Source organism: Geobacter grbiciae, from assembly GCF_018531165.1.
GTDB lineage: Bacteria > Desulfobacterota > Desulfuromonadia > Geobacterales > Geobacteraceae > Geobacter > Geobacter metallireducens.
The window spans coordinates 415,041-437,903 of record NZ_JAHDIW010000002.1; the positions used below are offsets into that span (position 1 = coordinate 415,041).

Annotated in this window: 18 protein-coding genes and 1 riboswitch; of the genes, 2 read left to right on the forward strand and 16 right to left on the reverse strand. The window is 53.4% G+C overall.

Annotated features, from left to right (window positions below):
* Positions 1 to 227 precede the first annotated feature (227 nt).
* The 14 genes from KJB29_RS05315 to KJB29_RS05380 all read right to left on the reverse strand — a co-directional run bounded on the left by KJB29_RS05315 (position 228) and on the right by KJB29_RS05380 (position 19,049).
* The gene (locus KJB29_RS05315; protein WP_215733688.1) at positions 228 to 1,211 is read right to left on the reverse strand and encodes a GNAT family N-acetyltransferase; all 984 of its coding nucleotides are present in this window, start codon (positions 1,209 to 1,211) and stop codon (positions 228 to 230) included.
* The gene (locus tag KJB29_RS05320) at positions 1,208 to 2,038 is read right to left on the reverse strand and encodes a polysaccharide deacetylase family protein (protein WP_246560403.1); all 831 of its coding nucleotides are present in this window, start codon (positions 2,036 to 2,038) and stop codon (positions 1,208 to 1,210) included. The genes KJB29_RS05315 and KJB29_RS05320 overlap by 4 nt, the downstream gene beginning before the upstream one ends.
* A gap of 9 nt (positions 2,039 to 2,047) precedes the next feature.
* Entirely contained in the window at positions 2,048 to 4,018 is a 1,971-nt protein-coding gene (locus KJB29_RS05325) for an asparagine synthetase B family protein (RefSeq protein WP_215733689.1), read from the reverse strand.
* A gap of 25 nt (positions 4,019 to 4,043) precedes the next feature.
* Positions 4,044 to 4,856 (reverse strand): methionyl-tRNA formyltransferase, encoded by an 813-nt coding sequence (locus KJB29_RS05330; RefSeq protein ID WP_215733690.1) that lies wholly within the window; start codon positions 4,854 to 4,856, stop codon positions 4,044 to 4,046.
* 10 nt (positions 4,857 to 4,866) lie between these two features.
* On the reverse strand, positions 4,867 to 6,024 hold the full coding sequence (locus KJB29_RS05335; RefSeq protein ID WP_215733691.1) for an XrtA/PEP-CTERM system-associated ATPase: 1,158 nt from the start codon (positions 6,022 to 6,024) through the stop codon (positions 4,867 to 4,869).
* An 11-nt stretch (positions 6,025 to 6,035) separates the two neighbouring features.
* Positions 6,036 to 7,463, reverse strand: a complete 1,428-nt coding sequence (locus KJB29_RS05340; protein ID WP_215733692.1) for a TIGR03016 family PEP-CTERM system-associated outer membrane protein — start codon at positions 7,461 to 7,463, stop codon at positions 6,036 to 6,038.
* Positions 7,460 to 8,311, reverse strand: a complete 852-nt coding sequence (locus KJB29_RS05345; protein ID WP_215733693.1) for an XrtA-associated tyrosine autokinase — start codon at positions 8,309 to 8,311, stop codon at positions 7,460 to 7,462. The genes KJB29_RS05340 and KJB29_RS05345 overlap by 4 nt, the downstream gene beginning before the upstream one ends.
* Before the next feature lie 34 nt (positions 8,312 to 8,345).
* Positions 8,346 to 9,902 carry an XrtA system polysaccharide chain length determinant gene (locus tag KJB29_RS05350; protein WP_215733694.1) on the reverse strand — a complete coding sequence of 519 codons (1,557 nt, stop codon included), beginning with the start codon at positions 9,900 to 9,902 and terminating at the stop codon, positions 8,346 to 8,348.
* A gap of 15 nt (positions 9,903 to 9,917) precedes the next feature.
* Positions 9,918 to 10,766, reverse strand: a complete 849-nt coding sequence (locus tag KJB29_RS05355) for a polysaccharide biosynthesis/export family protein (protein WP_215733695.1) — start codon at positions 10,764 to 10,766, stop codon at positions 9,918 to 9,920.
* A gap of 9 nt (positions 10,767 to 10,775) precedes the next feature.
* Positions 10,776 to 12,140 carry a TIGR03013 family XrtA/PEP-CTERM system glycosyltransferase gene (locus tag KJB29_RS05360; RefSeq protein WP_215733696.1) on the reverse strand — a complete coding sequence of 455 codons (1,365 nt, stop codon included), beginning with the start codon at positions 12,138 to 12,140 and terminating at the stop codon, positions 10,776 to 10,778.
* A 16-nt stretch (positions 12,141 to 12,156) separates the two neighbouring features.
* Positions 12,157 to 14,808 (reverse strand): XrtA/PEP-CTERM system TPR-repeat protein PrsT, encoded by a 2,652-nt coding sequence (gene prsT, locus KJB29_RS05365; protein WP_215733697.1) that lies wholly within the window; start codon positions 14,806 to 14,808, stop codon positions 12,157 to 12,159.
* A 706-nt stretch (positions 14,809 to 15,514) separates the two neighbouring features.
* A complete protein-coding gene (locus tag KJB29_RS05370) occupies positions 15,515 to 16,879 on the reverse strand; it encodes a sigma-54-dependent transcriptional regulator (RefSeq protein ID WP_246560406.1) in 1,365 nt (454 codons plus the stop codon).
* On the reverse strand, positions 16,857 to 17,891 hold the full coding sequence (locus tag KJB29_RS05375) for a two-component system sensor histidine kinase NtrB (RefSeq protein ID WP_215733698.1): 1,035 nt from the start codon (positions 17,889 to 17,891) through the stop codon (positions 16,857 to 16,859). Before KJB29_RS05375 ends, KJB29_RS05370 begins: the two co-directional genes overlap by 23 nt.
* A 25-nt stretch (positions 17,892 to 17,916) precedes the next feature.
* A protein-coding gene (locus KJB29_RS05380; RefSeq protein ID WP_215733699.1) for an IS630 family transposase occupies positions 17,917 to 19,049 on the reverse strand; the annotation gives its coding sequence in 2 pieces (ribosomal slippage) (positions 17,917 to 18,620 and positions 18,620 to 19,049; 1,134 coding nt in all).
* Between the two features lie 214 nt (positions 19,050 to 19,263).
* Between KJB29_RS05380 and KJB29_RS05385 the strand changes: the two genes are divergently transcribed.
* Positions 19,264 to 19,950, forward strand: a complete 687-nt coding sequence (locus tag KJB29_RS05385; protein ID WP_281412904.1) for a CAAX prenyl protease-related protein — start codon at positions 19,264 to 19,266, stop codon at positions 19,948 to 19,950.
* Between the two features lie 129 nt (positions 19,951 to 20,079).
* Positions 20,080 to 20,156, forward strand: a riboswitch (cyclic di-GMP riboswitch).
* 94 nt (positions 20,157 to 20,250) lie between these two features.
* On the forward strand, positions 20,251 to 21,060 hold the full coding sequence (locus KJB29_RS05390) for a PEP-CTERM/exosortase system-associated acyltransferase (RefSeq protein WP_215733701.1): 810 nt from the start codon (positions 20,251 to 20,253) through the stop codon (positions 21,058 to 21,060).
* Positions 21,061 to 21,119: 59 nt separating this feature from the next.
* Here the strand turns inward: KJB29_RS05390 and KJB29_RS05395 are convergent, their stop codons facing one another.
* Positions 21,120 to 21,821 carry a PEP-CTERM/exosortase system-associated acyltransferase gene (locus KJB29_RS05395; RefSeq protein WP_215733702.1) on the reverse strand — a complete coding sequence of 234 codons (702 nt, stop codon included), beginning with the start codon at positions 21,819 to 21,821 and terminating at the stop codon, positions 21,120 to 21,122.
* A 234-nt stretch (positions 21,822 to 22,055) separates the two neighbouring features.
* A complete protein-coding gene (locus KJB29_RS05400) occupies positions 22,056 to 22,859 on the reverse strand; it encodes a 2-oxo acid dehydrogenase subunit E2 (RefSeq protein WP_215733703.1) in 804 nt (267 codons plus the stop codon).
* Positions 22,860 to 22,863 lie beyond the last annotated feature (4 nt).

Here is a 22,863-nt window from a genome sequence, read left to right on the forward strand (position 1 = left end):
AAAAGGCCAAAAAAGAAAAAGCAGTCTTTAGGTTTTTAAAGGTTTACTTTCGTGCTTTCCAAATTTCGTGTTTTCGTGGTCAAAAATTTTGATTCAAAAGCTACTCACGAAAGCACGAAAGGTCGAAAGCACGAAAAGAGACAACAATAAAAGATTCTTGGTTTTTAAGGTTTACTTTCGTGTTTTCTAAATTTCGTGTTTTCGTGGTCAAAGTTTTTAACGCTTCTTCAGAACATATCAAAATCACCGCAGTGAACCACCCACCCTTTATCGGGAAGGCTGTCCGTGAACGCGTGGGTAAGGAAATCGATCTCCCACCGTTTGAGAAAGACCATCTTCCGCAGGAGCGGCTCGTACCAGGCGTCGGGCGTGGCATAGATGACGAGCCGCTGAATCCCCTGCTCGCTGGCCAGCCGAGCGAGGTGCGACATGGCCTTGCTGAAGAGTGCCGGGTCGTCCCCCTCCACCAGGATGTCGAGAATCTTCCGCTCGCCCCCGGTATCGTACGTGACGCAGTAGCCGCAAACCTGGTCGCCTGCCATGATCTGATAGCCGGTTGTCTGGTAGTGGAGGTTGCCGAGAAACTTCCAGTTGAGGAACGCGGCGCTCTTGTGGAAGTAGGCGTGCTTCGACGCGTGGCGATACCGTTCAAGCACCGGGTCGAGTTGCTCGGGGGAGAAACGGGACACCTGGTTAAGACTCAGGTCGGCATGGCGTCTGCCGGGTTTGACAAAAGAAAGCACGCTTTCGGCATTGAGCCCCGAGGCATTGGTGATCTTCTTGTACACACCCACCTTGGCGGTGATCTTCCAGTTGAAGTACTTCAGGTAATACTTCTTGGACTCCTCGTTGGCATAGGCAAAGAGGAGATCGACTTTCCGCTCAAGTTCATCGGTGGTGAGACGGCAGAGCTTGCCGAATACACCGTGGAAAAGCCGGTAATCGGGGTCCACCAGGGTATTGACCCCCATGGCGCTGCGGTAGAGGGTACCTGCAAAGGCCACTTCCTGAGGGATGTAGTTCTCCTGCCCCACAAGGCGTTCGCCGTCGTAGCAGAGCCCCAGGAACGGCTCCCCCGCTGGGTTGCCGGCATAGAAGGAGTCGAAGAAGCGCTCGTTACAGTGGCCGTTAATCCGTTCCCAGAAGGAGTGGATGTTCTGGCGGTGATCCGCGTAATTGGTCGTGAAGGTATAGTCAAGCGTACGTTTCATGGATTGCTGATATTCCCTGTTCCGGAATCGTCGATGCGGTAACAGAGCCGGTAGAGCTTGCGGTAGGTTCCGTACCCCACCAGGCTCTTGACGAAGTTCTTGGCCTTCTTGTTGAGGATCATGGGGAGGAGCACCGACCGGTCTCCCGCCACGATCCGGCCAAAGGTGGAGAGGTCATAGGACCCCGAAACGTTGATCCTCCCCAGCACTGCCGGGTTTCCCCCCCTGTGCCGTATCACCGGCTCTGAGGTGCTTACGGAGCGGTAGCCGACCTGAGCGGCCATCTCTATGACGCGGCGGTCGAAGACCCCCTGGGGCATGCTGATGTGGTTCACGGCACGGCCGATCCGATCCTCGATGGCCTTTTTAGAATCCTCCAGCTCAGTCCGGATCTCCCCGTCGGTGAGAAGCCCAAGGGGGCGGTGGCTGACCGTATGGGACTGTATCGAAATGCCGGCAGCGGCCAGCTCCCGAACCTGCTCCCACGTCATGTAGCCGGGTTGTCCCATGAAACCGGAAACCACGAAAATGGTGGCGGTGAGCCCCAGTTCTGTGAGAATGGGCCAGGCACTGCCGTGGTTGTTGTCCCACCCGTCGTCGAAGGTGATGACGACTCCGTTCCGCTCGCTGTTGCCGGTCAGGAGTTCATCCAGGGAGAGGGACCGGAAACCGCCGGCAGCCAGGTGCTCCATCTGACTGCGGAACGCATCGGCCGTCACGCAGTAAGCCGGGTTGGTCTTCCTCACCGCCTTGTCCTGCTCGCTGGTGGCGGTTACCTCGTGGTACATGAGGACCGGGGCTGTCATTACCGGAAACGTGCCCATCATCGTCCCACCCTACCCCAAGTACTCGTTGAGGCTCGGCGGCGTGACGCCGAGGGGGGCGTTGGCGAGATAGCAGTGGTGCCAGATGTCGAAGGTGAGCAGGAACAGGATCCGGTTGGCCTTGGAGTTGAGGAAATTGGGCCAGCCGACCGGCCCCTGCTGGAACGACTCGTATTTCTCGAACAGGGTACGGAGATAGTCGGTACGGAAATACTCTCCCATGACTTCGGAACGGAGCAGTCTGTCGTAGATCCGCTTCCTCAGGGCCGGGTCGTTGAGGAAGATCATGACCGGCACGAATCCCCCCTGCTTGGGCTTGGACATGATTTCCGGGGGGAGGATCCCCTCCATGGCCTTGCGGTGCAGAAGCTTGCTCTTGAATCTCCCCCGGAGGTGGTCCACAAGCCCCCCACCCCGCTTGACGGGCATGGGGAGAGACACCAGAAAGTCGGCCACATCGGCGTCCAGGAACGACTCGCGGAGCACCAGGCCGAGCATGTCGGCCATGCGCCCCGATTTGACCATGACATTCTCGTTGACGTAGTGCCGCATGTCCTGTTCGATCTGGGTTTCCTGGTAGACCTGGGCGAAGGATTCAGGGCTCCCCTCGGCCTCGCCGAAGATGCGCGGCACCCGGGCCAGGCTGTCGTTTTTGTAGAGCTGGCTCAGCTCGTGGCCATCGTAGCCGTAGAAGTACCAGTCGTTCAGGTCGGCGGCCCGGTTCCAGAAGAGCCGCATCTGGAAGCCGAGGTTGTCCCGGTCATAGAACAGGGGGCCCCGCAGAAGCCGAGACACACCCCGGGCCGGACCGATCATGCCGCTCTTGCGGAACAGGTAGTGGACGGCAGCGGGTCGGCCGCCGGCGAAACCGCCGGTGCCGTACATCTGGTCGGCCCCTTCACCGCCGATGACCGCCTGGACGTGGCCGCTGGCCGATTTGAGCCCCATGTAGGCGAGAAAGAGGCCGAACTCGAAATAGGGCTCTTCCATGTGCCAGACCAGGGATGGGAGATCATCGATCTCCCGGCCGGTAATGGTGTACTCATGGTGATCGGTGCCGAAGTGCCTGGCCACGATCCGGGCGAAGGGGCGCTCGTCGAAACGGGGGTCTTCAAAGCCGATGGCGAAGGTCTTGACCGGCGTACTGGAGCAGGAGGCAGCCAGGGCCGCGTTGGCGCTGGAATCGAGCCCGCCGCTCAACATGACGCCGGTGCTGCCGTCGCTCCCCATGCGCCTGGCGATGGCGCCGCGCAGCAGATCACGGTAGGCGGGGATCGCTTCTTCCATGGTCATGTCCGGCCGGGTAACGGCGTCGAACTGCCAGTAGGGGACGGTTTCCGCTTTTCCGTCGCGGAAGGTGAGCATGTGTCCCGGCGGCAGCTTGTTGATCCCCTTGAGGATCGACCAGGGAGAGGTGATGTAGGCGTATTTCAGGAACAGGTTGAGGCCTTCGTGGTCCAGTTCCCGCCTTACCCCCGGACAGGCCAGGAGGGTTTTGAGATGGGTGGCGAAGATAAGCCGTCCGTCGGCCACGGTCCAGTAGAGCTGGTGGGCGAGGCCGAAGCGGTCATTCATGAGGCGGAAGGTCTTTTCCCGTTCGTCGAGGATGCCGATGGTGAAGAGGCCGTTGATGGAGCGGGCGAAGGAGGCGCCGCTGCGCCGGTACATGCGCAGGACGAGGTCAAGGTCGCCGCGGCAGGGACGCCCCGAGGGTGGATGCTGCGAGAGAAGCTCCCGGTAGTTGTTGACCTCGCCGTGGATGACCGCCGTAAGACCGGCGTCGGGATCGTGCTCGATGCGGGTTTGGCGGCTCGGGGAGTCGGCGGCGCTTCGCTGCATGCCGATAAGATGGCCGGAACCCGCAGAGAAGGAGAAATCTCCCCTGCCACTCATTTTCAGGTAGGCCGCCATGGCATTACCCAGCACATCCCTGTCGGCAATGGCGTTCCTGAAATCGATTATCCCGAAAATCCCCTGGCTCATTGGTGATGATCCTTCATGGCCGCGCTCAGATCAACCTCTTGCCGTTCTGTTTGAATTCCCGCACGTGGTCTTTGGTCGGAAAGGAAAAATAGGACCCCTCGGACGCAGGATTCTCGCGGTACGTGGCGGTGCCGTCCCGCAGCGAGGCGATGGCCCGGGCCATGACGTGGGCGCCCAGGATCTTGGTACGCCGGATGAGGGAGTCGAGGGTTTCGCCGGGGAGGATGTCGACCATCTCCTGGCGGAGGATCCGCCCGTCATCAAGCTTCTCGTTCATCTCGTGGATCGTGATCCCCACCTGCCGCTCGTTGTGGTACATCTGCCAGAAATTGGGGAGCATGCCCCGGTAGCGGGGAAGCGCGCCGTTGTGGATATTGATGCAGCCAAGCCGCGGCAGTTCCACCAGTTCCTTCTTGAAGATAACCGGAGCGGCAACGGATGCGATGAGGTCCAGGTCCATCTCCCGGAGCGACGCTAGGAATTCAGGGGAGTTGACCCGGTTGGTGCTGAAGACCGGCACGCCATGGTGGGCACAGAGCTGGCCGATGCTGTAGAAGTTCCCTCCGGCCAGGGCCGGTATCCTGGCTTTCACCTTGTAAGACGCATAGCGGGTGCCGACCCGAACGAAATCCATGGGGCCGTAGAAGTCGTACATCTGCCGGGCCAGTTGCACAGGGCCCTTCTTCCCCATGGCAGCGGCAATGACGACACCCTTGATGGTCGCAAGATCGTGGTAGGCCTTGAAGAACTCCTCGAAGAAGAGCCTGACGTAGAACGGGTCGTCCTGGGTGATGAACAGAACATTCAGTTTTTTGCCGGTCGCTGCACTCATGGTCATCGTAGTTCCGTCAACTGGCCATCCAGTTCCAGAAGCCCTTTTTGGGAGGGTCGGGAAGCTGTTTGCCGCCTTTATCAACCATCTTGATGAGTTTGAAGAGTTCTTCCATGTCGAGGCGCATCTCGCTGATGCTTGCATCGGTGCTGTCTATCCGCGACTGAAGGGCCAGCACGGTGCCGTTGAGAATCTTTTCGAGCATTTTGATCTGCTCCGAAAGGTTCGCAAGTTCCGAAGAAGCAACGCCGCCATCACCGAGGGTGGCCTCCAGGCGAGTCACTTTTGCGGACATCTCTTCAAGGGCTTTGCCGTTGGCGGCGGTCATCCGGGGTTTCTCGTCGCCGCTCTCGTCGCCCCAGAACTTGCTCTCCGATTCGATCTCGCCGATGACCTCCTTCACAAGATCGGTGCAGATGACCTTCTTCTCTTCGACAAAGGCCGACAGGAGCAGGAAGTCGCAGATGATGTTGATGAGCCGCGGCACTCCCCGGCTGAAGAGATAGATCAGGTCGATGGCCCCCTCGCCGAACTCCACTGCGGAGCGGTTGCCCGCCTTCTCAAGCCGGTGGAAGATGTATTCCTCCACCTCCGCCTTGGAGAGATGATCGATGTGGCAGCTGATGCAGATGCGCTGACGAAGCTGCCGGAGCCTGCCGTCAGCAAGGGTGCGCCGCAGTTCGGGCTGTCCCACGAGGATGATCTGGACCAGCTTGGACTTGTCGGTCTCCAGGTTCGAGAGGAGCCGCACTTCTTCGAGAAGATCGATGTCGAGATTCTGGGCCTCGTCGATGAGGATTACCGGCTGGCGACCCGCCACGAATTCATCCACCAGAAATTCGTTGAGCTGGCGCAGGAGGGCAATCTTGTCCTTGCCGGCAACGTCGAGGCCGAAATCGTCGTTGATCATGGCCAGGAGCTGCTCCGACGTAACCTTGGTATTGAAGATCTTCGAGAGGGTCACCTTCTCGTCGAGGCTCTTGAGGATGTTGCGAATGATCGTGGTCTTGCCCGAACCGATCTCGCCGGTGATGAGGAGAAAACCGTTGCGCTCCCTGATGCCATACTCAAGGTACGTGATGGCCTTCTTGTGGACCCGGCTGAGATAGAGAAACTCGGGATCGGGAACCAGCTCGAAGGGCTTTGCGGTGAAGCCGAAAAATTCTTCGTACATGGTTAGCGCTTTCAGTAGGTTAGTCTGGCCTGCAACCAGACGATGTTGTTGAAGTAATCGTGCGCCTCCACGTTGGAGTCGTTGAAGTTCCACGTGTAGCCAAGGCCCATCGTCATGATCCTGAAGGTATAGTCAAGGCCCGCCTGGGCGCTGTAGCGGTTGACCTTCTCGGTTATGGGAGTCACGTTGTCAGGGGAAAACTTGTAGTGCGTGTAGTTGCCGAGGAGGTTTGCCGCCAGGTTCGCCCCCAGGGGAATCCGGGCGGTCATGGTGGCTCCGGTGGATGTATCCTTCCGGTCTTCAGTCTCGTATTTGCTTGTTGTGTAGAAGCCACCAAGGGCGGCCTCGATGGCATGGTTGTACTTTACCGAGCCGCCAACGGTATCCCTCTTGTACACGCCCTGGTCCACCGAATCGGTAAAATCACGGGAATAGTGCGCCTCCAGGGAAAAACGGTCGGAAAGGAGGTAGTTCGCCTGGGCGTTCCAGATGAGGGAATTGGTGTTTGCAGGGCTGATTTGCTGTGTTGACAGATTATCCCCTTTATAGGCTCCCGTAACGAAATCATATAGGTGCCTTAATTCCGTCTGAGTTCCCGACTTGTAATAGTAGTAGGTTTTGCCGACGGAACCGTTCAGGGTCAGTTTCGGTGTAACCTGTAAAACCGCTCCTACCATGCCGGTATGGGTGTCGTAGCCATACCAGCCGGTGCTTTGTTCGGATAACTGTTCAGCGTCCAATATACCAGTCATGCCGTTGATGGTAACCGGATACAACGAGTTAAACTCCATGTTGTTCCTGAAATTATCCTTCGGCAGATGGGTACGGTATGCATATTCACCGTAAATCGACAGTCTCTCGCCGAAGGACTTGGTGAGTCTTCCCGTAACGGTGTGATCCTGGGCACTCTGACCCAGCGGGTCATTATACCAGGTATTCTTGTAGGTATACCCTGCAGTGAGGCTGATGCTGCTGGTTATGGGGTAGACAAGGTACGGATTCGCGGTGAAGATATTGGAGTCGGTGGTGTTGACGAAATCGTTGCCCACTGCCACCTGCCGGCGGTCATCGATGGGCACCCGGGCGTACACGTCGCTCATCTTGAGGAACAGGATGTCCCGTATGGGGTTGAAGGTCGAATCGAGGCGTATCCGCTGGGTTCTGGCGAGGGATGTATCGTCCTTTTCCGAGTGTTTCGCGAAGAGTTTGAAGTAAAGCCCGTAATCCAGGTTCAGCTTCAAAAGATTGGTATCGATCAGCGCATTGAGCGACGGCACAATGGTAGTGATGAAGTCGTCCCGGCGGTTTTCATTCGTCAGATCGATGTTGTCGTTGTATTCCTCGCGAATTGTCAGGTTTGGCGTCAGCTTCAACTCCGCGTGGGCAGCGGTGGCAGCGCACCACGACGCCAGCATCCCTCCCAGAACCAGTTTTCTCATTGGACACCATCATTCTTGTAGTATGCGTAGTAGTTGCGGTACCGGTAGTTTTCGTCAAACCGGTTGATGCCGACATTGTTATAGACAACACCGAAAACCTTTTCCTTCTTGAGATGACTGAGGGCGTCCTTGACGTTGCTCGTGGTAGCGCCCCCCTCTTTCACCACGAACACGACCCCGTCGACCATATTGGCCAGGGAGTAGGTTTCCGCAAAGGAAAGGAGCGGCGGCGTGTCGATAATGATATAGCGATCGGGATAACGGTTCTTTATTTCGGCGATGAAGCTCTGCATCCGGCCGGATGAGAGAAGTTCCACCGGATTCTCCACCCTGCTGCCGGCGGGGAGCACCACAAGCTTGCCAATCCCTGTTTTCACCAGGGCATCCTTCACGTCGACCTTTCCGTACAGGCAGTCACTCAAGCCCACTTCAGCCCTGATGCCGAGATAACCGCTGGTACCCGGACGGCGCAGATCGGCATCGACCAAGAGCACTGTGTGGTCGAACTCCTGGGCCAGGGCCACTGCCAGGTTGATGGACGTGATGGTCTTCCCTTCGCCGCTTACAGCGCTGGTGACCATGATGGTGTTCTTGAACTGGCCCGAGTTTGTCAGCTTCAGGATGATCGACTTGAGTTTGCGATACTCTTCCGTTACCGGCGAACGGGGTTCGCTGATTGTAACCAGATAGGGGTTGTCCACTGCAATCCTGGTGTCGGGTTGAAAAACCTCCGGCTCGATAACCGGCCGGGGTACTTCCCGCTGTTCCACCGAAGCCCTGCTCTCCCCCGGGGTCTTGTCCTGCCGCATTTTTGCAGCTTTTTCAAGGATGCTCTCTATCCTGCTCATATGCTGTAAGTTCCTTTCTCTGCTCAGTTGGGCATCAACTTATGATGAACTGATCAAGCCCCAGTTTTGTGAGAACTTTTTCGATAAGTGTCAGTTCAAGCAGTTCATGGGTAAGCATCAGGCAGATGAGAGCGAAGTAACAACCCGCGACCAGGTATATCTTTCGATCTTTCTTCGCCACCTTGCTTGCTTCTTCCTGGTTGAAAATGGTCGGAATTACTGCAAGTACCTCATAACCCAGCTTCTTGAGAGAGGTGACATCCTTGACGGAGGAGTCGAACATCTCCATGACAAAGACTGAGGCGGCCCCGGCAACGAATCCCATGATGATGCCCATGATGATCATCTTGACCCGGTCGGGGCTGACCGGTTTCATCGGCACGATCGCCGGGTCCACGACCCTGAACGTCGTCGCCTTGTCCTCCACCTCCATCTCCTTCGTGAGTTGAGCCTGCCCCTGCCGGGTGAGAAGCTGTTCATACAGCTGCCGATTGGCGTCGCGCTCCTTGATGAGGTCAGTCAGTGTCTTCTGGTCAGCCGGAACGTTTCGAAGTTCATGTTCCTTGCCGCCTATGGTTGCATGGAGCTGGCGCTGTTTGGCGTTGACCGCCTCAAGCTCTGCCTCAACCTGGTACAACTGCTGCTCGAGATTCTGGTACACGGGGTTGGCCGTGCTGAATTCCTCTTTCCCGCCTGTTTCTGCCTGATGGCCCGACTCCGGCCTTTTCTTGAGCGATGCGATGATACTCTTGAGACGGATGACCTCGGGATAGTTGTCGGTGTAATTGGCAGAGAGCTGTTTGAGCCTGCGCTCGAGCATCTCAACCTCGCTCGAGTTCTCCCGGGACGAGAGAGCGACGGTGGTGGGCTTGATGGTCTTGAGCTGACGCCTGAGAGCATCCCGTGTTGCGGTCAACTCATTCCGTTTGATCCGTATTGAATCAAGTTCTCCCTGATATTGACGGATGTCATTAACGAGGAGCGCCTCGTCAATCCCCACCGAAACGCCCCGTTTCTGACGAAAAGCAACGATCTTGTTCTCGGACTCGTCAAGCTTGTCCTTGAAGGTTTTCAGCTGCTCGGAGATGAACCGATCAGCGCCAAAGGAATCCTGCCGCTTGCTGGAAACGTTTTCCTCCACATACTTTCTGACAAGCGTGTTGACGTAGTCGGTGGCAAGCTTCGGATCCTTGTCCCGGATGCTGACGATGAAGAGGTCGTTACCCTTTATGCTTATTTGCGTCCTTTTCTGGAAGTCTTCAACAAGCGCTTCCATTTCTTTCTCATTCTTCACCTTTGTGTCGACATCGAGAGATTTCAGGACGTTGGTAACAAAGGTGCGGCTGAGCATGGCATACCGCAGGATGCGAACCTTGTCCTCGACAGAGGGGGTAAAGGTGATCCCCTTGACCAGATCCTTGATGACACTCTTTTCGATAAATACCGTGCTCGATGCCTCATATTTCTTGGGAAGGAAAAAGCTTCCCCAGGCAATCACAGACATCACCACAAGAGATACCACAATGAAGAGGTATCTCCTCTTCATGAGCATTTTCAGGTATTTGTTCAACTCTTCCGTCTTTGATACCATTAGTTGATCTCCAGGCTAAAAGATACTTTCCTTGACTATGACAAAATCGCCGGGTTTGAGGTTGACGTTCTGGGACATGTCCCCCTCTTTCATAAGATCCTTGACCTTGGCGCTGATCTCCGTTGTGCTGGTTCCTTCCTTGCGGACGATCAGGACATCATTCTCCTTGGCGAACTTGGTAAATCCGCCAGTCTCGATTATGGCGTCAAGAATTCTAAGCCCGTCACGATAGAAGACATACTTCGGATTGGCCACGGCTCCCATCACGTAAATCTTGTATGCTTCATTGTCGGGGATATAGATCATATCCTCGGGTTTGAGGGGAACGTCCTTGGTCACGTCTCCCTTGACCAGCAGGGAATGGAAATCCACATCCATCTTCTTGCCGTTGCGAAGCAGATAGGCGTTCCCCAGATCAATCCCCTTGAAATTGCCATAGCGGATCAGGAACTGAAGGAGCGTTGTACGGGAGGGGAGAACCGCTACTCCTGAAGGAACCCCGCCGCCAAACACGTAGATCTTGTTGTTGGTGACAGTATTGACCGTTACCGTAACAATCGGCTTATTGACTACCTTGGCGAGCTTCTCCGCAAGGTCTTCGCTGAGCTTTGTGGGGGTAAACCCGGAAGCAATCACGTCGCCGATGGCTGGCAGCGTAATCTTGCCGTCGGGCCGCACCGTAACCGTGCCGCTGAGCTCCTTCTCCCCCCAGACGGAGATCATCAGGGAATCCCCATCTCCAACGACGTAATCCCCGTCGGAGCCCTCGGACGCCATAGCACTCGTGCCTGAAAGCATCACCACGACAAGGACAACGGCAATAAATCCACAACTAAATTTCAGCATCCCTTGCAATCTTTCCATTTCCCCCCCTTATCTGCTTCCTCTTCCGAAAAGGACCACTTTGATTGTCTCTAGAACGATTATGATATCGAGAAGCATCGACATGTTTTTGATGTAGTAAAGATCGTAGCGGAGCTTTTCAATGGCGTCGTCCACCGAGGCCCCATAGGGATACTTGACCTGGGCCCAGCCGGTGACTCCCGGCTTGACGAAGTGACGCTCGGAATAATAGGGTATGACTTCTTTCAGCTTTTCAACGAATTCGGGACGCTCGGGCCGGGGCCCCACGAGGCTCATGTCGCCCCTGAGGACGTTGTAGAGCTGGGGCAACTCGTCGAGCCGCGAGGTGCGCAGGAATTTGCCGAACCTGGTGACGCGAGGGTCGTCTTTCTGTGCCCAGACCGCGCCGGATGACTTCTCGGCATCGGCACGCATGGATCTGAACTTGTAGAGGGCAAAGGGACGGTCCCCCTGCCCGACACGCACCTGGCGGAACAGAATTGAGCCGGGAGAAGTGATCCTGATCCCGAGGGCTATGAATGGGAGGATCGGGAGGACAAGGATGATTCCCACAAGCGAAAGAACCAGGTCAGTACCCCTTTTCATGACCCTGCCGAAGCCTGTCCTGCGGAAACCGTTGGAAAAGATGAACCAGCTTGGCGTGATGTTCTCGATCATCAGCTTGCCGGTGATCTGTTCGTAGAACGAGGGTGCATCAACGACTTCAATCCCGCTGAATTTACAGTTGAGCACCTCGCTGAGGGGAAACGAGCCTCGCCGCTCGGAAAGGCTCACGACGATCTTGTCGGTCCGTTCCCTGATGGCCGCGGAAACAAGTCCGTCACCATTGCCGACGATGTGTTGCGAAGGGACATAGACAGGTTCGTTCGGGCAACTGAAATAACCTGCCAAGACATGATTGTGGTTGGTGGCCGAAACAAGGCCGCCGATCTCCCGGGCCAGGGGTCCCGTGCCAAGCACCAGCACACGACGCGCAAGACCGGGATGGTAAAGAGAAACACGGCAGAACAAATGCCACAGGATCTGCAAGGAGCCCCAGATTACCAGGGCCATGGCAAGGAGCCCCCTGCCGATGGTCAAGTCAGGCGCAAGATAGAAGATGGCCGAGAGAATCAGAAAGGAGACGCTGAGGGAAATCGCCGAGTGGGCGATGCGCTCCCTCAGTTTCATATCTTTGTCGACGTTATAGAATTCAACCATGAACGAGGAGAAGATGACCGCAACCACCAAAAGCACGAGTTGGACAGCTCCCGCGAGGCTCAGGAAACTTTCCATGCCCGGTACGGTGCCGAACCTGACCAGGTAGGCGATTCCCAATGCCAGGACCGTACAGACAATATCGCCGGTTATGAGCAGGATGACCATCTTCTTCATACCTTCCTGTCCTCTTTTAGCGCTTCAGTTCGGCAAGGAGTCTCCTTGCCGCGGCACTTTCGGGGAATTCCCCATATTGAAGAGATTTCTGGGCACTGGCGCTGGCCTTTGCCCTGTCACCCACCTCGCGATAGGCCATGGCAAGGTGGTAGTGCACGGAGGGGTTCTTCGGAAGGAGAGAGGCTGCCTTTTCAAGCACTCTGACCGATTCGGTCCTCTTGCCGTTTTTCAGCAGCGCATAGCCGTAGGTATCCATGACCCCGGCGTTATTGGGCTGGAGCTTGTTTGCGCGACCGGCCAGGGATAAAGCCTCTGACTTGTTTCCATATCCTTCGGCAGCCAGATATGCCAGGTTATTAAGCGCGGGTACAAAATCAGGCGCTATTTTGAGTACGGAACGATAGATACCGACAGCTTCTTTTTTCTTGCCCGATTGATCGAAAGCCGCTCCTTTAGCAAACATCGCGGGGATATTCTTGGGGCTTTTCCTGAGAATGTCGTTATAGGCTTCGATAGCCCTGGCAAAATCCCGTTTCTTCTCATAAAGCCCACCTAAGGCCATGGCCGCCCGAAGATTGCCGGGCTCAACAGCCATGCCGCTTCTAACAGCCGAAATGGCACGATCATAGTCTTTCTGACTCTCGTAGATTGATGCAACAACAAGATGACCGGCCGCGGACTTGGGGTTGGCGGCGACTATCTTCTGTGCCTGCTCCACGGCCTTGGGGATGTTCCTGGTTGCCACCAAGGCCCCGATTTTCAGCGGAATCGCCCGTGCCGGGGCGACCTTTTCCAGCTCATCATAGACCTTGAGGGCCTCCTCGTACTTCTTATCGGCTGCGAGAAGTCCGCCCTTCAACTCCAATAGCGCCACATTGTTCGGGGTCCCCTTCAACCCCTCTTGTGCTAAAGCAAGGGCCTTGGGCGACTCCTTTTTCCTGATGTAGTAGGATGCAAGAGAGAGATAGCCGACGGGGTCCTTTGTTTCCTTGGCCTTGGTATAGTAGGCTAATGCCTCCTGCTCCTTCCCCTCCGATTCGCTGATGGCGCCGAGGCCGATCAGAGCCTTGAGGTTGGCCGGATCACGTTTCAATATCTCGTTGAACAGCCCGGCTGCGCGTCCGTTGTCCTTTTTGCTGATGTAATACGATGCCAGGTTGAAGGAAGCCGGGAGATATGCCTGATCGACTTCCCGCGCCTTTTGAAGATACGAAATACCATCCTTTTCCCGCTTATCGGCAAAGGCGGCAGCGGCCATTGTATTGTAGAGAGGGGCATCCTGCTTGCCTCCCCTCAGCCCGGCCTTGAGCACCTCGATGGCGCGGGCCTGCTTGTTCTGGCGCATGTAGTAGCTTGCCAGCAGATACCGGCTGTTGAGAACATCGGGAGCAACCTTCACCGCCGTTTCAAGCTCTTCCTCGCCTTCAGCCCTCTTTCCACGCGCCAGGCTGACGATCCCCTTCTTCATGTGGGCGCCAACCAGCTTCGGCTCAAGCTCAATCGCACGGTTGAGTTCCTTGAGCGCCTCGTCGGTCATCCCCTTGGCAATGTAGGCGCTGCCGAGAAGGTTGTGGGCGAAGGCATTCTTATCGTCAAGCTCAATAACACGCTTCGCTTCGGTAATGGCATCATCTACTCGCTTCTGCTGAAGCAGAACCGTCGCGGACATAAGCCGTGCCTGTAGATGCTTCGGGCTGAGGTCGAGCACCTTGCGGAACTGACTCAGGGCGCTCTCGAGATCGTTGCGTTGATAGTAACTCAGGCCGAGATAGTAATAGGCGCCGGGGTTTGGATAGCTTTTCACGACGCCTTGAAGTTCTGTAATTGCCTGGTCGTAGTTTTTCCTAGTGTAGAGGGCAATTCCCTTGAGTTGGTGTCCTTCCGGCCGTTTGGACGATTTCCTGATCAGGTCGTCGGCAAGGCGTTCGGCCTTGTCCACTTCACCCTTGCTTATCTGCATCATTCCAATCCTGAAGGCCGCATTGGCATCATCGGGATCCGCCTGCATGATCTTTTGGTAGTATTCAAGGGCCTTTTCACTGTTGCCGCGGTAGCCTTCATAGGCGGCAGCAAGATAGTACGCTTTGGTATTCTTGGGGTCTTTCTGAACAATGTCATTAAGAAGCCCCATCCCCTCCTGCTCCCGCTTGGTCGCCAGATAAACCTTTGCCAATTGCAGCATTGCCGACGCACGGGCAGGTTCTGCCCGGAGAGACTCCTTCAAGTACTTCTCGGCCTCATCGAACATCTTCTTTTGGCCGTAACTCGTACCAATCACTTCAAGGGCCTCCGCCGATCCGGCCCGTGCTGAGAGATACGCCTTGGCTTCAGCTATTGACTCGTCAGGTTTGTTGATTGAATTGTAGAGTTTTGCCAGGTCAAGCCTGATTTCGGGATTGGATGGATTTTGCCGGAGTGCTTTCTGGAACTCTTTTTCCGCCTGTTCGAATTTGCCCACTGCCATGTATGCCTTCGCAAGCTTGTAACGGGCGTCGAAATAATTCTGATCTTTATCAACGGCATTTTTCAGAAGAACAATCGCTCCATTGGCGTTGCCCTTGTCCAGTTCCTTAACTGCCTCGGCGTAAAGCTCTTCCTTTGTTTTCCCCCCACATGCGGAAAGAGTCGCCACAATAAGACAAATCAGTGCAATACGTCTGTTAAACAATGCTGTACCCTCCCTGGCTCGCATAAGTACCGGCCATCATTTGTCGTACGACTGAGGTAAATTTTTTATAATCAAGAGGTTTGATCATACAGATGGAATTTTCAAATCCCTCGAGCACAGAGAGGAGATCCTTGCTGATATGATCCGTCAGGACAATAATTGGCAGACTGAACCGGCAGAGATCCTCAAAAAAACGCGATCCGTAAGGGTAACTCGCTATTACTAACCCCACGCCATCATTGCACACCGTTCGCGATTCAAGGCTCTCGTGAGGGATAGTTTCCGCACGATACCCCTCTGCCTCGAGAATTGCGGAACAGACCCGCGAGAAGCCGGCCTCATCAATTATTAGAATCGTTTCTCGTTCCATGACCAGCAATGGAGCAATATGGATACCCAATGGAAGCGCTTTATAAAATTATCTTTATTGACCGTCCCATAAATACATTTATTATACTGTATTTATTACAATTATTAATTACAACAATAATTGCAAAATTCCAGTCAAGCTCCCCTCTGGGCTTGAATTCACCCAGCTGATCATAAACGAAACGGCTGCCACTGCTCCCTTTGGAAACACTTATTTGCTCCAGCACAGAAAACAAAAAAAAGATGTATCCAAAGGATACATCTCAAATACAAAACTTGTAATTAACCGTTAGTTATCATCGTTAGTTGTTGTATCTTTTGGAAACACTCTTCTAACTCACCTTAAAACCCCCATTTCACCGAGTCGCTTATAGAGGGCCTTTCGAGAAATCCCCAGCATTTTGGCCGCATGCGATTTATTCCCACCGCTCTCTTCCAATGCCGAAAGTATTGCCGCCTCTTCGAGTTCACGAAGGGTACGCACCTGCTGACGGCTCTCAACCCGCACTACATAGGGCTTTAGCTCTTCGGGAAGCTCCTTGGTTGTGATTCGGTCCTTCTTTGCAAGAACGACGGCACGTTCAATAATGTTGCCCAACTGGCGTATGTTTCCGGGCCAGTCATAGTTCAGAAAGGCCTGCATAACGTCGTCGTCAAAACGGAGCACCTTTTCTTCGCGCGCGCCGTATTCCCTGACAAGTTCGGCGGCAAGGAGAGGAATGTCTTCCCGGCGGTCACGAAGGGGAGGCACCTGCACCTGAACCACGTTGAGCCGGTAGAAGAGATCCTCCCGAAAGTTCCCGGCGGCTATCTCCGCGGGTATATTCCTGTTTGTAGACGAGATGAGCCGAAAATTGACCTTGATTTTCTTGTTGCTGCCAAGTCGCTCTATTTCCTTTTCCTGAAGGACTCTGAGCAGTTTTGCCTGAAGCGGCATTTCCAGTTCACCGATCTCATCGAGAAAGATCGTTCCTTCCGCCGCTTCTTCAAATCGGCCGATGCGACGGGAGAAAGCCCCACTGAAGGCCCCCTTCTCGTACCCGAAGAGTTCCGACTCAATCAACTCGCGAGGCATGGCCGCGCAATTTACCGCGACGAACGGTTTATCCCTTCGCACACTTCCGTAGTGAAGGGAGCGGGCAATGAGTTCCTTGCCGGTTCCGGTCTCGCCACAGATGAGCACGCTGCTCATGGAATCCTTGACGGCCTCGACAGTTTCAAAGATATGGAGCATTTCCGGAGTGGCGCCAACAATGCGTGCCGGCGTTCCGCCGGAGACTCTCTTGCGCAGAGTTTCCAGTTCGCGCTTAAGGCTGCGTTGTTCAACTGCCCGAGCCAGGATTCCCTTGAGCTTAACGTAATCAGGGGGTTTGATGAAATAATAGAATGCTCCGCGGGTGATGGCATGCACAGCTGAATCCACGGAACCATAAGCCGTCAGGAAAATAACCGGTATATCGGGATAGCGCTCCGCCATAAAATCCATCAGCTGTATGCCGTCCTTGCCAGGCATTTTCATGTCGGTAATGACAGTGTCTATATCCTCTTTACTCAAGGCTTGCTCTGCCTCGGCGGCATCCCCAGCCTTGAACACAGAATAGCCTTCCTCCCGCAGGATTGCAGCGAGCACCTTCAGGGCATTTGGCTCATCATCGACAATGAGCACTTTCCCGTGCGCTTTACCCTGCATGTGCTTCTCCATGAGAACTCTCTACAGGAAGGCAGAGACGCACGGTCGCACCGTTTCCCTTGGAGTTGATTATTTCAAGACTTCCACCGTGATGCTGAATGATCTCCCGAGAGATAAAAAGACCGAACCCCCGCCCCTTGTCCCGAATGCTGCCACATGGTGGTGAAAGCAGATTGTGGAAAGCCCCCTCAGGTATCCCCGGCCCGGAATCTGAGATATCGAGCGTCACCTGCCTCCTGTCCGCCATAGTGTTCAAACGGGTTCTGAACGTGATCGTGCCGCCGCTCCCCATAGCCTCAATGGCATTGTTGACAATGTTGAGTATTGCGCTCTCCAGATGAAAAGCATCAAACTCGAGGAACGGAACATCCCCGTAATCGCAGACAAACCGGATATCGCGTTCCTGTGCCTGAAGCGATGTAATCTTCAATACCTTTTCAAGAAGCAAATGGAGGTCGCTGCGCGATTTTTCCATCTCCAGGAGCGACGTACTGAGGAACTTGGTTATGAATCCATCGAGCTTTGCAATCTCGTCGTCGATGATGTCCGCAAATTCCACAAATGTTTCATCGGAGCCATAGCGGTGCTTGAGATATACTACCGCTCCCTTTATTGCGTTGAGCGGATTTCGAACGCCATGGGCAAGAGTGGCGGACACCTTGCCGATGTCGATGAGCGTGCTGGCCCCCTTCAACTCCAAGGCTCTTGAACAGGTTTCAGAAGCGCACACGGAAACACGAACCGCCCCCACAGCGTTTTCCTGATTCAGGACGGGCTCTAAACGTATATCAGCCGAAATCCTCCCCAAAATGCAAATAACCGAATAATCTCGCAGCAATAAAGGATTGCCGCTTTGGACGACCTCTGCCACCGCATCCCGGTCCTGATACCACACTCGCGGGAACACCTCATAATAAGGCTTTCCTGCGAGAAGGGCTGCAGGAGCTCCGATTACTTGTTCCGCAGCTTCGTCACAGGAGGAAAGAGTTAGATTCGGCGCTACATCGAATGAATAAAAAATCATTGAATTACCTAGTACCATGTAACATTTAAAATGCCGGATATAGCCGTTTGAGCTTGATCCGTGCATCTGTGGCGGCAAACTGCCAGTCAATTTTTTTCATGCTGTTGTTCCTGGTGGTTTCCCACGCTGTTACTTCGGCTTGCATTGTCGCCATATCGGCAATCCGGCGATCCAGACACTGTCCTTTCAGGACACTGAGCTCAATCTCAGCCATATTCAGCCAGCTGCCGTGCTTGGGCGTATAGTGAATCTCGAGTCGTTCCGCCAAGCGCCTGGCCTGCGCTGGGGGAAAGGTTTCATAGAGAGAGGCAATGCCATGGGTGTTCAAGTTGTCCATGACCAAGCGGACCTTGCGGGCATCCGGATAGCGCTCGTCCAGCATCTGCTTGATCTGCATTGCCCAATCCTTTCTGGTGCGGCGTTCGGTGACGGCAACATGGCGCTTGCCCCCCAATGGCTCCACTTCCATAAAGATTTCGGCAACACCGTTGCGCACGTATTCGTCATCAATCTTGCGCACGACTCCAGGTTTCCCTGGGATAGGTTCACGGACTTCACCGATCAATTGCTTGCAGGACTCATCCATGCAGACTACGGGGCACTCAGGGTCGTACGGGAGGTGGTAGACCTCCAGAATATCTTCCATCGCCGCTACAAAGGCGGCGCTACCGTCGGGCGGGATTTTCCAGTACTTGCTCCGGTGAGGCTGAAGTTCGTTTTTTTTAACACCCGTTGGACGGTCATGTGCGATACGGATTCGGCGAAATTAAGTTCGACAGCCTTGTCAGCAAGAAGCCTGACGGTCCAGCGAGCATGCCCTTCCGGGGCATCAGAGCAGGCCAGAGCGAGCAGTCTGGCTTCAAAGGCTCCGTCAAACGTCACCTCGCGGGGCGGTTTGGCTCGTGGCTTACGATCAAGCGCTGCATCAAGACCGTCTTCAACGAGGCGCTTTTTTAGCTTCTCTATCGTACGACTGGTGATACCAAGAGCTTCGGCCACATTTTCCACTTTCCAGGCTGGGCCATGCTCGCCAGCGTCGCAGAGCAATAACGCCCGGGCGTGGGTAAAGCGCCTGGCATGTGTTTTCCCCCGTCTCGTCAGCGTTTCGAGTTCTTTGCGTTCTTCTTGGGTAAGCGTTACTCGATATCTTGGTGACATGGCGGCCTCCTTGATTGAGTTACCGCCAGAATATCACTTATTTCAACAAATACGAACTATATAATGTTACGTGGTACTAGGTGATTAACAGAGAAAGATTTGTTCAGTATTCATTCTCTGTCTCGCCTTGAAAAGACACTATTTGACTTTACCAGGAGCAACGGTTAAGGTTACTCAAAATTACCACAATTCATTAACCCAAGTAAACCGTACAATGCATACGAGAACTCTTGCCCACATACTTCCCTTCGCAGTTTTCATGGCATTTATCGCCATCGAAGGGTTATTGCCCTGGCTCGATAATAACGGCGTCATTGCCCTCCGACCCGAGAGTCCACTCTTCCTCTACCCCTTCAAGACAATGGTCGTGGGCTTATTGCTGCTCTATTTCAGAAAACATTACCATGAAATTAGTATTAAACAAATCATACGCCCTTCCATAGCCATATCCGCGATACTTGCAGGGATCATTGTTTTCGTGCTCTGGATACAAATGGATTGGCTTTTGCCCTTCCAGAAACCGGCTCAAGGGTACAATCCCGACCTTATTTCTGATCACATCCACCGGACAGTACTTATTGCTTTCCGCGTGGCTGGGGCTTCGATTGTGGTCCCGATAATGGAAGAGATCTTCTGGCGATCCTATATAGCCAGACTGGTCATCAATCAGGACTTTGAATCGGTGCCGGTGGGAACATTCACGTGGGCATCATTTATTGCGACGGTCTTGCTGTTCGGTCTAGAGCATCAGTTCATTATCGCTGGATGTATGGCCGGCGTAATCTACCATGCGCTTCTGTGCAGGACCAAAAGTTTATCAGCATGCATTGTGACCCATAGCTTAACCAATCTGCTGCTGGGAATCTATGTCGTGAAAACCAAGGCATGGCCTTTTTGGTAGACCTCCTGTAGCATGACGGTGTAGCATGACGGAACCTACTCCGGGAAAGGTGAGCCTTTCTTCCCTGGATATTTATTGTTGCTTGAATTGAACCGCGTGTGATATAGAATAGATGCAACATTTATAGATAGACGATAATACTCAACCATCCGTGAGGATGGGGCGGAAAGCCTATTGGGTCTCTCCGAGACAGCCGGGTTGCCGAAATATCTACCAAAAAGATATGCGCACCGGCTTCTTTTTTTCTAGCCATATCCATTATGACCAGCTAAAAAAGAAACGTCACGGAGGACATCAACAATGACAGGGACATTTACAAGATTCTCACCCGAACTGGGACTCGTCGATTACTTCAACCTGCTCTATTCAGTCGTACCCGCTGAAACCGATGAACTCGTCAAAGAAACATATCGTCTCAGGTATCAAGTTTATTGCATTGAAAACGAATTTGAGCCCCCCGAATCTTCACACCAAATGGAGACCGACGAATTCGACGACAACTCGGTCCACTCCATCATCAAATACAATAAATCAGGTCAGTCACTTGGTTCAGTCCGGATGATCCTCCCAAACCAGGATGACTATACACGCAGTTTTCCCATCCAGAAAATATGCGGTCACTCGATATTCACAGACAGAAAACTCTTCTCTATCTACAAACCGATTGAAATATCACGGTTTTGCCTTTCCAAGGAATTGCGCTCAAAGGCAAAACCCTGCAAACACAGCTGCATCAAACTGGCATCCTCCAGCGCCCCCTTCTCGTCATCTCTTTTGAATCAATGCGGCCCCATACTCGGGCTCATCAGAGGCCTGATTCAGATGAGCAGCGAAAACCATGTCACCCACTGGTTTGCCATTATGGAGCCATCGCTTATCAGGCTTCTTGCAAAGCTCTCCATATATTTCAAACCAACTGGTTCACTCATCAACTATCATGGCATGAGACAGCCGTGTTATATAGAGCTTTCAGAGTTATTGCGGAGGGTCTATTCCGAGCAGCCTCTGGTGTGGGAAGTGTTGACCAACAAGGGGCAGTTTGACGTGAATCTTACCAACTGCGATGAACGCTTTTCTGGTTATAATCTGAATAAAATTTCACGATACTGACACAAATCAGGGACTAATTCTTATTCGGAAACATCAACATTGTGGCGTAACCGGATTTATCACAGCATGTTGCTTTCAATGAATTTAAAGCAATCAGGGGCTTTTCTCTCCATTCCCAGCCTTAGTTCCTGCAAATTACCAAGATAGGGCGTCCTGAGCCCATGGTAATCAATCTCTGGACCAACAGGGTAATAAATCATGCCAACCCGCTTCAAGAGTACGTATAATCCTCTCTTCATCGCAACATACCAATGAGATAAACCCATGTTCATGCTGCTCAACAAAAGAAATTTATAAAACTCATGGACATAATTGCACTTCCGCTGCTCGTGAACGACACCCGTCCCAAACGGCAACATTGAGGCATATCCTACGAGCGCGTCGTCTTCGATTCTCTTCCGATATTCTTTACTGATAGCTAGGCGCGAAACTTCGCCGATCTTCACTGTTTTTACACATTGCAATGCTTGCTCATGCATTTCGGGAACAATTTCGCAGTGCTGAGTCATGGGATATCCCAGTGCATTGGGAAGGATAATACGAGCGGTCCCCACGATGGATTTATCTTCAGTGCACCTGATGATGAAGTGTTCTGAAAAGTCGTCATATTCATTACGCTCCATGCCGTCAGGATAATCCTTGGTGTCCTCGAATTTCCATTCTTCGCAATACACTTTGAAGCGCAATCTATAAACCTCTTCCATCGTTTCATCATAATTGTTGGAAGTTTTGTCAACACCTTCAAAGGTAAATGGAATCATAAATGTCTCCTGACGCGCTAAACAGGCCGCTGACGGAACTCGATCCGGACAATCTGGATGAACCTACCCAGAAATCAAAGTATCGACAAAATGTTTTGATGACATAGTCGAGAAAGTCGATTCAAGGTTAAGATCACTCTAAAGGGCTCCAACCCTGATAAGGAGCTTCTTACAGGATCGGGAATGCCGCCATGCAGCTGAATAACGCCGAGTAGTCAGGTTGCTACCCGGCAGCTACATGATGATTTCTTCGTCTGCATGTTCCAGAATGTAGGCGATTCTCGTAAAGAACCGTGCCGCTGGAGCTCCTGCCATGATCCGCCGGTCGAAAATCAAACCAAGCGGAACAGTCCTGCGGACCTCGACACGCCCATCAATCGCAATCGGCCGCTCCTTGACCCATCCAAAGGTTACCGTAAGAGGCCACAACATGTCTCCAATGAAAAAATCGATCCCATATTTGGCAGGAGAATTAACAAAACAGGCCCCGCCCCTATGTGTTGCCCACATACTTGGGAAAAGACGTGGCAAACGAATGAGCCACTTACTAAAATAAACGGGAACCTTGCTAAGAAGTGAATAAAAAAGCCGCCACCGAGGATTGGAATCTTCCGTTGCATTAGATAAGGCTACCAACTCGCCCGTGAGGTCGGCAAGGGATTTTTTATCACATTCCAGAATAGTATCTGCCAAAACAACAGATTCGGCATTTGGGACGTTGCGCTCAACAGCTACAGTAATATCAAACCGGTTAAATTGGACAAATCGCTTCCAAAACGAAAACCCGAGAAGAGCCCGGTTTGCATAAGGATATTCCTGGAGAGCCATTGCAGCTGCCTTGATCACGAATGCCGTATATGAAGGCTTGACGGAAGTCTGCCTTAAGATGTTCTGACGAAGTCTATCCATTGCTGAAGCATCAATCTCCCGCACAAAGGTTACCTTATAGGCAGGCTTCATCTCTTCATTGAGAGTCCAAAATGCTTTTACAATCCGGTTTGAACATAGTATGGAGAATTTTTTTTCTGAAGTATTCATGGAG